We start from the raw sequence: 13,173 nt of genomic DNA, 5'->3' as shown, positions 1-13,173 counted from the left end.
GATCCTTATCTTGCCAATCTTGGCGTAACGCCAAGATCAATCAATTATTCTTCGCTAAACAGATCGCCGCCGTGCATATCGATCATTTCAAGAGCTTTACCACCACCACGCGCAACACACGTTAGTGGATCTTCTGCGATAACAACAGGGATACCTGTTTCTTCAGTCAGAAGACGATCAAGATCTTTAAGTAACGCACCACCGCCCGTTAGTACCATACCGTTTTCTGAGATATCAGAAGCAAGCTCTGGTGGACATTGCTCAAGTGCAACCATTACTGCAGAAACAATACCTGTTAGTGGCTCTTGAAGTGCTTCAAGAATCTCATTGGAGTTTAGGCTAAAGCTACGCGGCACACCCTCTGCTAGGTTACGACCACGAACTTCGATCTCTTCAACCTCATCACCTGGATAAGCAGAACCGATTTCATGTTTGATCTTCTCTGCGGTTGCTTCACCAATCAAGCTACCGTAGTTACGACGCACATAGTTGATGATCGCTTCATCGAAACGGTCACCACCAATACGCACTGACGAAGAGTAAACCACGCCATTTAGTGAGATAACCGCAACTTCCGTCGTACCACCACCGATATCGACCACCATTGAGCCCGTTGGCTCAGAAACGCGTAGACCTGCACCAATCGCTGCTGCCATAGGTTCGTCAATTAGATAAACCTCTCGAGCACCGGCACCTAGCGCAGATTCACGGATTGCACGACGCTCTACTTGAGTTGAACCACAAGGGACACAAACAAGTACACGTGGGCTTGGTTTTAGTACGCTATTGTCATGCACTTGTTTAATAAAGTGCTGAAGCATTTTTTCTGTCACGTAGAAATCAGCGATAACGCCATCTTTCATTGGACGGATTGCAGAGATGTTACCTGGAGTACGGCCTAGCATCTGCTTTGCGGCGTGTCCGACAGCAGCGACACTTTTGCCCGCACGGTTGCGGTCTTGACGAATTGCAACGACAGAAGGCTCGTCTAGGACGATGCCCTGTCCTTTAACGTAGATAAGAGTGTTGGCAGTACCTAAATCGATAGATAGGTCATTTGAAAATATGCCACGAAGTTTTTTGAACATATTCTTCGCTCGTCCTGAAAGAATTATAAGATAGAAAATTGCACTAAATGTACCAATGCCTTGCCGCTACAGCAAGGCATTGAAGTGTAAACATGGGCTGAAACACGCAATTTCTAACAGATTCCTAACGATGGGCAAAAAAAACACAGAAATTACTGCCCAGTTAAGCCCGGTTCACCTCTGAAGATCACCCGATCATTTCCTCGATAAATTCCGAACGTCACTACCGAAGAAGGATCCTCCTCGCCATTTATTTCTGCCCGATTGGCATCTTGCCAACGAAAACGCAACCAAGGTAGCTGATTGCTGGCATTGTCCAGCTCTAACCATACCTGCGTCTGCTGGCGAACATCTGAGGCATGAGTGGCAGTTATGGTTCGAGATTGACCAACGGCTATTTGACCACCATCACCTAAGGTAACCTCAAAAGCGGTTTGATTAGGCTCAACCCAGATATTGCGATTCTCGCCTGCATCGTTACTGCCATCCACCTCTGTGGAGCTATCGTCGGTGTTGGTAATAAAGCGACTGCCATCCCAGAACTTCACGCGCAGTGGAATTGGCAGTTCAGAGCTAACCGTTCCACCAACACTATCCAGCTCTATTCGTCCAAAACGAATATCCGGTTGCAGTGTCAGCACGCGAGGATCATCTTCACCTTCTGCTGGTGTTGGATAATCGACAGGATCTCTATTTGATACTCCGGTGTCAGTTATCGAGATATTTGATGCAGTGCCAGTTGCACCATTAAATGGACCATCTTGGTAGCCATCTGCCGCTGGCGCCTTTTCCCAGCACAGTTCACTTTCGCAATCAGTCGAAGGCGCAGCATCGTCCAATGTGAAAGTACCAATACTACGTTGTGATGTGAGTGCCCACTGTTTGCTCGGTGTGGGCGAGTTAAATCGCTCGGTAAAATCTGGCTCGAACAGAACAAAGCCCGCCGTTAAATCAGAATCAAAGCTAGCATAGTTTTGCACTGCCTGTTCCTGAGCGTTTAACGCTTCGACATCAAAGGACACACCGTTAAACGGCTGATTCATATAGGCGAAAGATTGGTTGCCTGGGTAATCCCAACTCGGGGTATTGACGACATTGAAGAACTTAGGATAAAAACGACCGATTTCCAGCTGATCAGCATCGAGATCCATCGTTAGGTAAGTTGCCCCTGTCGTAAACTGGACAGTACCAACCTCATTCCAATTGTGAGTCAGTTGTCTCGTTAGGTTACTACTATCGAAAGCGGGAATTGTGCTGGGTGTGACTGTACCGCTGACTGCCGATGCCGTCGGGTAAATGACACGATAAGTCACATTAAGTGGACCATTATCCAAGCCATAATTGCCTGTCTGAGGGTAGTCGCATTGCTCAGACGCACTGCCTCTAGCGTCAACATGCACAATGGGAACATAGCTCACAGTAAAATCATCACCAGACGCCATAAAACCGGGACTGCCTGTTGTGGTTGCTGGGTTGAGGTTTGAGCTATTATTCACCTCAGCCACATTACACATTGCGATTTTCCATGGTCGCGAGTAGACATCAAACTGGCCTTGTAATGCACCGCCTTCTACGGGGCAACGGCCATCATCACAGACAAAGCTGTTATCGGTCATCGTCACTCGAATATGACCAGACTCTTTAAAGGTAAAATCAGCGTTACGATTCGAGTCTGTTAGTTGGGCACTAAAAGTGAAATCATTCGTATCAACCAAGGCGGAAGAGGGTCTTTGGTAGGAAAAACTCGCCGTAGGGCTTCCGGTATAACCTAATGTGATCAACTGGCCACTATTACTACACGCTTTTACATCGACACTCGCCTGATTGTTCTGACCCGCAATCACATACTGATCTGCGACCTCAAATTTATACGGCACATACTTGATCTGATCCGTATCTTCAAACGTCTGCCCCTCTGTCGTGAGGCTCGCTTTCAGATCATAGTCTCCGACAGTGGAGGTTGGTAAGGTGGTTACTCGATATTGAGCAATACCATTTGCTTCAGCAATAAAATTAATGCTCAGGTTATTGCCATTTTCCTGAATTAAAGACGGTTGATAACCTGAAAGATAATTGCCATCGCTATCTAAAACATGGACCTCAACAATCTGGTCATCCCCAATCTCGCAGGTTAGATGATAGTTGTAGGGTTTAATTTCGATACGACTAATCTCTACCGGAGTCGAGCATTCATTGCCCCTCGCATCGATTCGGCTGCTTCCATCCATTTCGATATATCTAGATGTAATCGAACCAATAATAGACGTACTGCCACTAAAACGAGCTGAATGACGGCTGAAGATAACAGCATAAATAGGCTGGGTTCCTTCACCTATATCAATATTAGCCAATACTCCAGATGTTGAATTTTCCGCCCATATAATTAAGTTGGAGCTATCATTATCTTTTGTGACAAATTTACCGTTATCGATCATGGTTAGCCTGTTCACTTTAAGCCATGTTTTATTCGGGAACTGAACCACGGCATCATTTAGTATGACCAGTTCACCAATTTGATACTCGCTGTTGGGGAATATGTGTACTCCACCGCTGACTGTTACCTTGCTATAGTTATTTCCCGTAAAGGACTCTGGTGTGCTATTCCAACCTAAAGTCACACTCTGTGTAGTGGTAAACACAGATTCTACGGCAGGGCTATCAACAAATAATGCAGAGTCGGCCTCACAAGCTTTTCCATCACAAGCTTGTTGCTCATCCCACTCTTTTACGACTTGATCAAAGCCCACTTTGCCCAGAAAAGACTTGGTGCCATATATGTTTCCGTCGCCAGTAAACGTTAATGCTGAAGATGCAGCACCTTGCCAACTTTGTACGGCATAAGGTGCGATTGCACACTGTTCTGGAAACACCGATGGCGGATTAGCTGTATTGCTACAGTTCAAATCACTAACACCATTAGAAGGAGCGGGTCTGTGAGCTCCGTTCTCGAGTGCTTGCGTTTTCTTGTCAATCAGTAACCAACCATTGCCATCATTACGATAGTATTCAAGATCACTCATTTTTATCGAACTGTTATACTCACTCACAATCGTAATTTGGTAAGTATTGCCAGTAACAAGCTGTTGCTCGTTAAAGATATAGCTGCCTGAACTTTTTTCTTCCTTTGTGTACCATAAGGTATAACCATGGCTACCTTGGTTAAGAACAAAGCTTTGATAGTTATCAGAAGCCAATACAGTAAATGAAACAGTGAAGTCTTCCTTGCCCTTATATTGACATGCAGCAAAGGTTACGGCCGAAAACAGCAATAGTGTCAAGCTGATAAACAGCGACTTAATTATTCGCATCATCACTCCCTAATCCATACTTGCTGACTACGCTGCATTTGATTTACCCCTGTTCCACAATTTGCCACTGAGGTCACCACATACATTTGAGTTCCGTCCGCAAGTTGTCCACCTCTTGCCTGACAACTTACCTCAACACTCTGGCAACTGACCGTGGTTTGAAATAGATTTATCGCTGTCCCATCTATCGCTGCACATTGATTGGCCACTGAATCTGCGCCTGCAATATCATAAATCTCTTTTAGCGCCCACTCGTTGCCAGAGTGCGCTAACAGAGCTGCCTGCGTCCCTATCGCATCCTTCGAGTGACTATCACTGTTTGACCAGCTAATACGGCTAAGGCTTGTTGCCAGAAACCCCATCACAACAAGCACAAAAATAATCACTATATATAAACTGCCTTGCTGTTTTTTACGGAACATTTAGCACCTGTATCTGCTGCTGAAAGTTACTCGCTTCGTCTCCCTGCGCATTGTTAAACGTGATATCAACATCAACAATGCCATTGGTCTGAACGGTTGCAGGAATGTAATCGAGCGTTCCATCTACGCCGATGTCTGATAAGGGTAAATCATTATTACCATTCACCGCTCTGCGCAGTTGACCACCAGCCAAACAGTAATCGACGCGACCATTAGGATTATAGATGTAATGACGATTCGACACTGAATTGCCAACTAAAGAAGACGCGGCATCTGGAATTAAAAAGGTATCGTTGCTGCTAGTGACATTGTTCAGTGGGAACACATTGTTCGTCGGATTTGCTTCGGTAGGATTAATGACTAGAGTCAGTTGGCCCAGATCGTCCGCAGTGACGCCTTGCTGGCCGATAACAAACTGAATATCATCCCCTGAAACCGCATAATAACCCGAGTCCAGAATCGGAAAAAAAGAGATACAACTAGTGGACTGTGCGATTACGCTGTTGCTACTAAGCATATTAGGCACCGCATGGCGAATCTCGCGCGACATTTTCTCCAATATAAATTTCGCCTGAGTTTGCAATCGCTGACGTTCGACCGTATCCGAATAGCCTCTCGCACCCAGCTCAACAAAGCCAGCAATACCCAGCACCAGAATCGCGCCAACAATTAGGGTGATCACCATTTCAATTAACGTGAAACCTTTGGCTTTCATCAATAGTTACCTCGATAAGCATCCAGGGTCACGGGTGTCTGGTCGGCGGCAGAAATCACTAGATTAATTCTCTTTAAGCTCGTTCCATCTGCATAAGTCACCTCAATATCCAAACGGAAATTACGGTAGCTGGAATCTCCTAGTAACAAATCTAAATCACGACATCCGTTGGCAGGTTGTTGCTGCCAACAGCCAATAAAGTCATCGACATCGTTATATAACTGTGGACGAATGGCGTCAGCATCAACTCCCTCATCTTCCTCTGCACCAAAGTCGTCCTCTGCGGTACAACTGACAACCGGCTGGCCAACAATGACTTCATCACAGCGAGCAAAGCCACCGCTCAAATCGCTGTTTTCATCGAAACCACGCGCCAAAATTGAGGACATAACACTTTGTCCCAACGCCGCCGATCTAGTTTGGTAGTAAGGGTCTGCTGAACGCGTTATTTGTGGCACGAGAAAACTGGTGATAGTCACCATAGCCAGCCCCATCACCACAATCACAATGATGCTCTCGATTAAGGTAAAGCCAAGCTTACGCTTCATTAGCACCCCCGTGGCGAAACGTAACCAATGGCATTTATTTCGACACCTGCACAAGTCCCGTCTGTAGATCGCATCTCGATGTTGACCGGGGTTGCAACGCCATCGGGATTTCCTAACAAATCAAAATTAACCAAGTTGCCAACGTTAGAGGTAAAAGTCACCCCTGCGATTACCACCCAGTCACTGCGACTTTGATTTTGATCTGCACAGGCAGCTTGGGAGCCAATACAGTCGTTCAATAAGCGTAAGGAAAAGTTGCTATTGCCAACCACAGCATCAATATCGATATTCGATTGCATGCGGTTAACCTGAACCTGACGAATAACCGAAATTACCTGCTCTTGAGCAACAAAGGGAGAGAAGCCAGAGGTACCGGAGTAGCGGCTAACGGCATATAGGGAGACAATCGCAATCAACAGGATAACGACAATTAACTCGACTAATGTAAAACCAGCGAACTTCGACTTAACCATGCCTAGTACCGTGAAAGTGTCAGTTATTTTGAGTATATCAGTTGGCGTGATACTAAAAGCAGCAAATGGCCGATAAGAAAGAGAGTGTAAAGGAAAGGCCAGCGGAGCTGGCCTTTCAAATTAATTAGTTAGCTGCCACTCCACAGAATCCGGCACCTCCTACTAAAGCTACCGTCGCTGGAGTATCTGCATCTGTCGCTGCTGTATAACGTACACACTGTTCCGAAAATCCTGTTAGGCCAATCTCTATCCAGTCATTAGTTTGATCGGTAGCATCATCGTTAGCTGAATCTAATACTCCAAACTCAGCAGACAAATCCAAGGTTTGCACAATGCCGCCTAAGTTATCAGCATTATTGTCAACCGCAGTTGGGTAACCAAAGTCATGCGCAATGTCGCCAATGACAGTACCTGTATCATTAGCGCTTACCCATGCATCATACGCGTTACGTTCAATACCATTGATCGCGGCACGACCGTATGAGATGCCCATAGAACCCGCAATTGCTCCTCGCAGACCTTCTAGTGATGCTTGTCGTGCATCGCCTTGTAAGTTCAAAAAACGTGGTGCCGCAGTGACGGCAAGAATACCCAAAATAACAATGACTACCACAAGTTCAATAAGGGTGAAACCGCCTTGTCTTTTCATCGTTCTATCTCTCTATTTTATAGCGCATTACTGCAGAGTTACGCTCACACGACCCGTTTCAATTTCATAAACAAACTGATTTTCGCTATTACCCTCTTGCTGAATATAGGTGCAAGTTGAAGCCGCGTCATCAGCCTGGGCTGAATACTTAATATTTGAATCGGCCTCAGCTTGAGCAGTTGTGCCCACTCTTGGCGGATTCTGAAGTAGGTTAGACATGAGTTCGATACAAATATCATTGGTCAGTCCGGCAGGAAAACTATTGTCACCGTTGTTGATGGCATACGGATAGCCATCTCTAAAATCCCCACCAGCTTGGTCAGAACTTGTAAGCCAAAAATCAACACCGTCATAGTTCACTGTATTACGTGTTGTACCATCAATGGTCACCGAGGGTCTCGCCTCTGCTTCCCACTGGGCTCTAGCCGATAACACGCCCGTCGCATATCCGCCAGCAACACCTTCAACACTGGCTTTTTTTGCTTCATCAGTCACATCTAAAAAGCGCGGTAACGCCGCCACGGCAAGTAAACCTACCACGACAATGACCACGACCAACTCAACCAATGAAAAACCAGACTGTTTGTTAGCCATAAATTAATAACCTACTATTTAGTACACCGTATTATACGGAATTTTCTTACTTCTGCTAGAAGCCAAACTTCAATTATGAGACTCAGCTAAGAATCCAACTTTAGCAGAAAACTTGTTACCGATCAGATTGATAGTGAACACTCTGCCTTGCTGATAAAAATAGCTACAACTGTAGCTGGTGCCTATTGAATCATCGACTATCTTCCATGGCTCTTTACCTAGGATTTCTTTCTCTGGGTATAGAACCTCAAACCAAAAAATACAGCTATTCTGTCGGTCACTATCAAGCGGTTCAATCCACCCACTATTAGTGTAGTTCAACACCCTACCATCAACCTCTAACGGCGTATTTCTCTTTGCCAATAACCACTGCTGCTTAAAGTAACTCGCTCGTTCAATCACTCTTTGCGTCGCCAGCAAAAAAGCAGAATCGTTGGCCTTAACTTCTACATTCTGCCACGCGAGTAGCAAGCTGAGAGTCAGAACCATCACCACCAGCAACCAAGTGATTAATCTTGAGCGCTGAAGGAACAGTGCCGCATTAACCCTTGATAGCATCAAGCATGCCCCACATCGGCAGGAAGATACCCAGCGCAAGCACTAACACCATACTGGCGACAATCACCAACAATATCGGCTCGATGCGTGCTGTTAGTGTTTTTAGGTCATAGTCCACTTCTCTGTCATAGAAGTCAGCTACTTCTAGTAGTAGTTCGTCTATTCGCCCCGTCTCCTCGCCGACAGAAATCATCTGAATAACCAATGGTGTAAAGATGCCGCTATTAATTGCTGTCGATGATATAGGGCTGCCCGCTTCAATGGAGGATTTCATCTCAAGAAGTCGGTTTTCTAGAAATCGATTTCCTAACGCTTCCGCAGATAAAGCCAATGATTGATTGAGCGGTACCCCCGCCTTAAGCATCAAGGCAAAGGTTCTTGAAAATCGTGACAGTTGAGCTCGATTGATCAACTCTCCGACCACAGGCATTCTCAAGCGAAACTTATCCCACTGCTCACGACCATTGGCAGTCCCGATCCAAGCTTTCAGGGCAAATAAGGCACCTATCATGATAGCGACCAGAACCAACCAATAGTTAACAAAGAATTCTGACGTTGAAATGAGGATTCGTGTTGGCAGTGGCAGATCGACACCGAAGCGAGCGAACATACTGGTAAACTGAGGGATCACTTTAACGTTGAGAATAAACATCGCGACCACAATAAAACTGATCACAAACGTCGGGTAACGCATCGCTGTTTTAATACGCTTACGTGTTTCAACTTCCTGCTCATAGTAGTTCGCCAGTTGCAACAAGGCCTGATCAAGACGACCTGTGTTCTCCCCGACATGGACCATAGAGACAAACAGTGAGCTAAACACTTTAGGATACATCTGCATTGAATTCGACAAGCTGCGACCGTTGGTTAGCTCTTGAGTGACCGCTTCAAGCGCTTGCTGAAGTTGCTTGTTGGCGCTATTTTGACTCAACCCTTTCATCGAGCGCAGCAAGGGAACTCCGGCTTTAGTTAGGCTGTATAGCTGACGACAGAAAATGACCAGCACTTCCAAAGGGATCGTTGGAGTGAGTAACGATTTGACATCAATATTGAACGCAGCCTGACCACCGCCAGCCTGAATACGGGTCGGAATGATTCCCTTATTCAACAACTGTTCGGCAACCGCATCCTGAGTCGGTGCTTCTATCGTTCCAGACGTCGCTGAGCCATCTGAGTGTCTGCCTTGATATCGAAAATGTGGCATAGTGATTCCTAGATGTAGATCGCCTGTGCAGAACCTGAAGAGTCACCTTCTCCCAAGGTCTTCACTTCACTCAAACTGACAATGCCTTGCAAAGCTAACTCCATGGCAGAAGCAAGCAACGGTTTGTAGTTGGGTGCGTTACGTGCCACGCGTGAAAAGCCTACGGCATCATTTGCGCGAAGCATATCCATCATATCTTGCTCAAGCTCAAGCATTTCAAATACACCAATACGCCCTCTGTAACCCGTTAGGTTACAGTTTTGGCAACCACGGCCTTTAACAAAACGACTTTCAACCTGATTAGGGAAGCGTTGAGCGATCCATTGCTTGTCTGCCGCATCAAGTTCATCTTCCGTTTTACAATCAGGGCATACTTTTCGCACCAATCGCTGAGCGACGACCGCACGAACAGCACTCGCAACAAGATAGCCTGGCGCCCCCATGTCCATCATTCGTAGCGCACTATCGACCGCATCATTGGTATGCAATGTACTTAGCACTAAATGCCCAGTAAGTGCTGCACGAAGGCCAATTTCGACCGTTTCCTGATCACGCATCTCACCGACCAAGATGATATCAGGGTCTTGACGTAGAAATGTTCTCAACACAGTAGAGAAATCGAGGTCTATCTTAGGATTAACCTGAACCTGATTGACTCGCGGTAATCTGTATTCAACGGGATCTTCAGCAGTAATGATTTTTTTGCCTGGCTCATTGAGTTCATTGAGTGCACCATACAGAGTCGTTGTTTTTCCCGAACCAGTTGGGCCAGTCACTAATATCATGCCGTGAGGTCGACGCAATTGACGCCTTAACCTGACGAGTAGATCATCGGGCAAACCTGACTCTTCTAGTTTTCTCACGCCAGAAGACTGATTGAGCAGACGCATAACCACCGACTCACCGTATTGCACTGGCATAGTAGACATACGAATGTCCACCGATTGCCCTTTGGCTCGGATATTAAAGCGTCCATCCTGCGGCAAACGCTTTTCAGAAATATCTAAGTTAGCCATTAGTTTTAGACGCAGCACTAACGCCGAGGCAATGTTGACCTCATTGAGCAATGTTTCATGCAAGACCCCATCGATACGCTGGCGTAGACGCAGAACATTCGAATCTGGTTCAATGTGGATGTCCGATGCTCCCACTTGGATGGCATCTTCAAACAGTGAATTGATCAGCTTAACCACAGTCACTTCGTCACTGTCTTCACTTTCAATATTAAAATCGAAGGCTTCGGTTACCTGATGCTCCGCTTGTAACTGCTCTGCAAACGAAGCAATTTCTTTAGTTCGGCGATAGTAGCGATCAAACCCTTCCACCAGTTGTTTTTCTGGTGCGATAACAAACTCGATCGCGTATTGCGATAATTGACCGAGTAGCGCCTCCTGAGCAAACAGGTCGGCAGGATCGCTCATTGCGACTCGCAAGGTATCCATTTGACGAGCAATGACCAATGCCCGCAAACGGCGAGCGTGCACTTCAGGCAGAAGTTGGACTGCATCGATATCGACATTGGCTCGACTGAGATCGATCAAGGGAATATCAAGTTGCTGAGACAAAAATGTCAGCATCTGATGCTCACTTAAGAATCCTAACTCGATTAATGTCGCACCTAACTTTCGACCCGTTGATTGCTGTGCATTTAGCGCCTGTTCAACTTGGTGTTCAGTGATAATGCCCTCTTCGACTAGCAAATCACCCAAGCGCTTTCTTAATTTAATTTTCACTGCTGGATTCCTCTAAACTGCTAATCAGAGTTAGTCGGTCTCGGATAAATTGCTGCGACTGGCTAGAGAGTCCAAGCTTAGTCAACGCTTGATGGTAGGCGCTTTTTGCCGATGCTAAATCAAAAGCTCGCTCTTGTTGAATAGCCAGTCCTAACCACCAGCGAGCACTATCAGGCTCAATGGCAACTAACTGCTGGTAACTTTGCAGAGCCATCTCATCTTGCTTTTCTTTTTGCGCTAAAGCAGCACGTAAAGCTAAGTACTCCACTGAGACAGATTTTGGTAGGGCACTGAGTACCGTTAAAGCCACGCCGTTCTGCTGCTCTTTCATCAGCATTCTTGCCAAAGCTAAGCGTAAATCAACATCCTCTGGGTTGAGGGCGATACCTTTTTGCAAAATTTCAGCGGCTTTTCTTACTTCTCCTTTGCCATAGTAAAGCGCAGATAAGCGTTTTCTGACTGAGGCATCGGCCGGTGTATAACGCAATGCCTCACTATAATGATTGAGTGCTTCTGATAGATTGTTGCCATCCAGTGCTTTTTTTGCGCGCTGTTGTGCTTTATCCGACAACTGCTGTGGCGTTAAATCGACTTGCTCAATAACCACTTCGCCTAGTTGAGCCTGTGTCACTTGAGAAGCTTGGTTGCTTGTCGCTTTATTTTGAGCCAGCAATACAGTAGGAGCTTGCTGTGGATGTGGCGTTTTTTTACTCACCTTTTGCGTTTCTATAGCGGATTGGGACGGCTTATCTTGGCGATCCGTCCGATACAGGGCAGAGTGATTGGGCGTCACTTTCTGAGTGGGTGAAGCAACCTCAATTTGCTCGCTCGCAAATTCGATGGTCTCAAGTCGATCGCTCATCGGTGCTTGCTGAGATATTGCCCAGCCACCAACCGCTAAACTCAGCGCAAAACTTCCTACCACCCAAGGTAAAACAGGACGTTGTTTCACTGGGGCGATATCAGCTTTGGTAAGTGTCACTTTCGATGGCGACTCTTTAGCTAACTTGGCAAGCGCGTTATTAATTGCACTCATGATTTAACTCCACCCCCACAATAGCGGGCTCTTAAATTTAGGTTTACAACTGTCATAAGTGTCATGAATGGCAGCAAATAGTTGTCGATTAGTGACAATTGCTAGCTGTTGACTGCAAGCCAACAGCAGTGCTTTATGGCAGATTTGATTAATCAATCTTGGATAACCTTTGCTTGCTCGCCAGATAGCCTTCTTATGATTGAGAGAAAATAGAGAAGTTTGACCACCGACTTTGCTTAGTCGGTTGTCAATGTAAGCCACGGTCTCGTCAAGAGTCAGTCCGCGTAACTGAGCACTAAAAGTAATCCGCTGGCGAAACTGACGTAAATGATGCTGTGACAGACGTTCATCCAATTCAGGCTGACCAAATATTACCGTTTGCAACAGCTTACACCGTTCAGTTTCTAGATTGCCGAACAACCTCAGCACTTCCAAAGCATCATCACTAAGAGCTTGTGCTTCATCAATCAACACAACAACCTGCTTGCCTTGCGCCGTCAGCTCAATCAGACGCCCCTGAATATCATCAACAATCGATGCTGACTCACTATTATCGATACCCAGTTCACTGGCGACCGCCTTTCGCAACTGCTCTCCATCCAAAGCGGGATTAGGTACAAATACCAATTGGATATGGGGTTCAAACAGCTTTGCCATGACTCGACATATCATGGTTTTACCTGTGCCCACTTCCCCTGTCACTTTGATTAGCCCTTCCCCCATGGCCAGTGCCGCCATGACTGTCTGAATCGCCTCATAATGAGGCTCTAACCCCAAAAACAAGTCTGTATCTGGAGTGAGGTGAAACGGCAAGTGCTCAAAACCAAAGTGTTCGAGGTACATAT

At 46.1% G+C, this 13,173-nt stretch carries 13 protein-coding genes; all 13 read right to left on the bottom strand.

Features of this window, described 5'->3' with window-relative positions; genetic code table 11:
- Window positions 1–44: 44 nt before the first annotated feature.
- Window positions 45–1,088 (bottom strand): rod shape-determining protein, encoded by a 1,044-nt coding sequence (locus QTN94_RS06640; RefSeq protein WP_004747218.1) that lies wholly within the window; start codon window positions 1,086–1,088, stop codon window positions 45–47.
- Window positions 1,089–1,240: 152 nt separating this feature from the next.
- Window positions 1,241–4,399, bottom strand: a complete 3,159-nt coding sequence (locus tag QTN94_RS06635; protein ID WP_331427249.1) for a DUF6701 domain-containing protein — start codon at window positions 4,397–4,399, stop codon at window positions 1,241–1,243.
- On the bottom strand, window positions 4,399–4,818 hold the full coding sequence (locus QTN94_RS06630; RefSeq protein WP_331417547.1) for an MSHA biogenesis protein MshP: 420 nt from the start codon (window positions 4,816–4,818) through the stop codon (window positions 4,399–4,401). Before QTN94_RS06630 ends, QTN94_RS06635 begins: the two co-directional genes overlap by 1 nt.
- The gene (locus QTN94_RS06625; RefSeq protein ID WP_331427248.1) at window positions 4,808–5,533 is read right to left on the bottom strand and encodes a PulJ/GspJ family protein; all 726 of its coding nucleotides are present in this window, start codon (window positions 5,531–5,533) and stop codon (window positions 4,808–4,810) included. The genes QTN94_RS06630 and QTN94_RS06625 overlap by 11 nt, the downstream gene beginning before the upstream one ends.
- Window positions 5,533–6,081: a type IV pilus modification PilV family protein gene (locus QTN94_RS06620; protein ID WP_331417549.1), complete on the bottom strand. Its 549-nt coding sequence runs from the start codon at window positions 6,079–6,081 to the stop codon at window positions 5,533–5,535. Before QTN94_RS06620 ends, QTN94_RS06625 begins: the two co-directional genes overlap by 1 nt.
- Window positions 6,081–6,554 (bottom strand): type II secretion system protein, encoded by a 474-nt coding sequence (locus QTN94_RS06615; RefSeq protein ID WP_331427247.1) that lies wholly within the window; start codon window positions 6,552–6,554, stop codon window positions 6,081–6,083. The genes QTN94_RS06620 and QTN94_RS06615 overlap by 1 nt, the downstream gene beginning before the upstream one ends.
- Window positions 6,555–6,678: 124 nt before the next feature.
- Window positions 6,679–7,203, bottom strand: a complete 525-nt coding sequence (locus tag QTN94_RS06610; RefSeq protein ID WP_331427246.1) for a type II secretion system protein — start codon at window positions 7,201–7,203, stop codon at window positions 6,679–6,681.
- Between the two features lie 27 nt (window positions 7,204–7,230).
- Entirely contained in the window at window positions 7,231–7,797 is a 567-nt protein-coding gene (locus QTN94_RS06605) for a prepilin-type N-terminal cleavage/methylation domain-containing protein (RefSeq protein WP_331427245.1), read from the bottom strand.
- Between the two features lie 69 nt (window positions 7,798–7,866).
- A complete protein-coding gene (locus tag QTN94_RS06600; RefSeq protein ID WP_331427244.1) occupies window positions 7,867–8,355 on the bottom strand; it encodes an MSHA biogenesis protein MshF in 489 nt (162 codons plus the stop codon).
- Window positions 8,339–9,559 (bottom strand): type II secretion system F family protein, encoded by a 1,221-nt coding sequence (locus QTN94_RS06595; RefSeq protein ID WP_331427243.1) that lies wholly within the window; start codon window positions 9,557–9,559, stop codon window positions 8,339–8,341. Before QTN94_RS06595 ends, QTN94_RS06600 begins: the two co-directional genes overlap by 17 nt.
- A gap of 8 nt (window positions 9,560–9,567) precedes the next feature.
- On the bottom strand, window positions 9,568–11,292 hold the full coding sequence (locus QTN94_RS06590; RefSeq protein ID WP_331427242.1) for a GspE/PulE family protein: 1,725 nt from the start codon (window positions 11,290–11,292) through the stop codon (window positions 9,568–9,570).
- The gene (locus QTN94_RS06585; protein WP_331427241.1) at window positions 11,282–12,328 is read right to left on the bottom strand and encodes a tetratricopeptide repeat protein; all 1,047 of its coding nucleotides are present in this window, start codon (window positions 12,326–12,328) and stop codon (window positions 11,282–11,284) included. The genes QTN94_RS06590 and QTN94_RS06585 overlap by 11 nt, the downstream gene beginning before the upstream one ends.
- Before the next feature lie 3 nt (window positions 12,329–12,331).
- Window positions 12,332–13,171 (bottom strand): ExeA family protein, encoded by an 840-nt coding sequence (locus tag QTN94_RS06580; RefSeq protein WP_138973835.1) that lies wholly within the window; start codon window positions 13,169–13,171, stop codon window positions 12,332–12,334.
- Window positions 13,172–13,173: the final 2 nt, after the last annotated feature.

Origin of the sequence: Vibrio sp. M250220, assembly GCF_036533795.1 — a bacterium.
Classification (GTDB): domain Bacteria; phylum Pseudomonadota; class Gammaproteobacteria; order Enterobacterales; family Vibrionaceae; genus Vibrio.
Note: the sequence above shows the minus strand (reverse complement) of the source record. Positions and strands in the feature narration are given on the sequence as shown.

Coding starts and splice junctions, on each gene's coding strand:
- QTN94_RS06640 (WP_004747218.1), bottom strand. CDS start 1,088: ATGTTCAAAAAACTTCGTGGCATATTTTCAAATGACCTATCTATCGAT.
- QTN94_RS06585 (WP_331427241.1), bottom strand. CDS start 12,328: ATGAGTGCAATTAATAACGCGCTTGCCAAGTTAGCTAAAGAGTCGCCA.
- QTN94_RS06610 (WP_331427246.1), bottom strand. CDS start 7,203: ATGAAAAGACAAGGCGGTTTCACCCTTATTGAACTTGTGGTAGTCATT.
- QTN94_RS06600 (WP_331427244.1), bottom strand. CDS start 8,355: ATGCTATCAAGGGTTAATGCGGCACTGTTCCTTCAGCGCTCAAGATTA.
- QTN94_RS06630 (WP_331417547.1), bottom strand. CDS start 4,818: ATGTTCCGTAAAAAACAGCAAGGCAGTTTATATATAGTGATTATTTTT.
- QTN94_RS06625 (WP_331427248.1), bottom strand. CDS start 5,533: ATGAAAGCCAAAGGTTTCACGTTAATTGAAATGGTGATCACCCTAATT.
- QTN94_RS06580 (WP_138973835.1), bottom strand. CDS start 13,171: ATGTACCTCGAACACTTTGGTTTTGAGCACTTGCCGTTTCACCTCACT.
- QTN94_RS06635 (WP_331427249.1), bottom strand. CDS start 4,399: ATGATGCGAATAATTAAGTCGCTGTTTATCAGCTTGACACTATTGCTG.
- QTN94_RS06615 (WP_331427247.1), bottom strand. CDS start 6,554: ATGGTTAAGTCGAAGTTCGCTGGTTTTACATTAGTCGAGTTAATTGTC.
- QTN94_RS06595 (WP_331427243.1), bottom strand. CDS start 9,559: ATGCCACATTTTCGATATCAAGGCAGACACTCAGATGGCTCAGCGACG.
- QTN94_RS06605 (WP_331427245.1), bottom strand. CDS start 7,797: ATGGCTAACAAACAGTCTGGTTTTTCATTGGTTGAGTTGGTCGTGGTC.
- QTN94_RS06620 (WP_331417549.1), bottom strand. CDS start 6,081: ATGAAGCGTAAGCTTGGCTTTACCTTAATCGAGAGCATCATTGTGATT.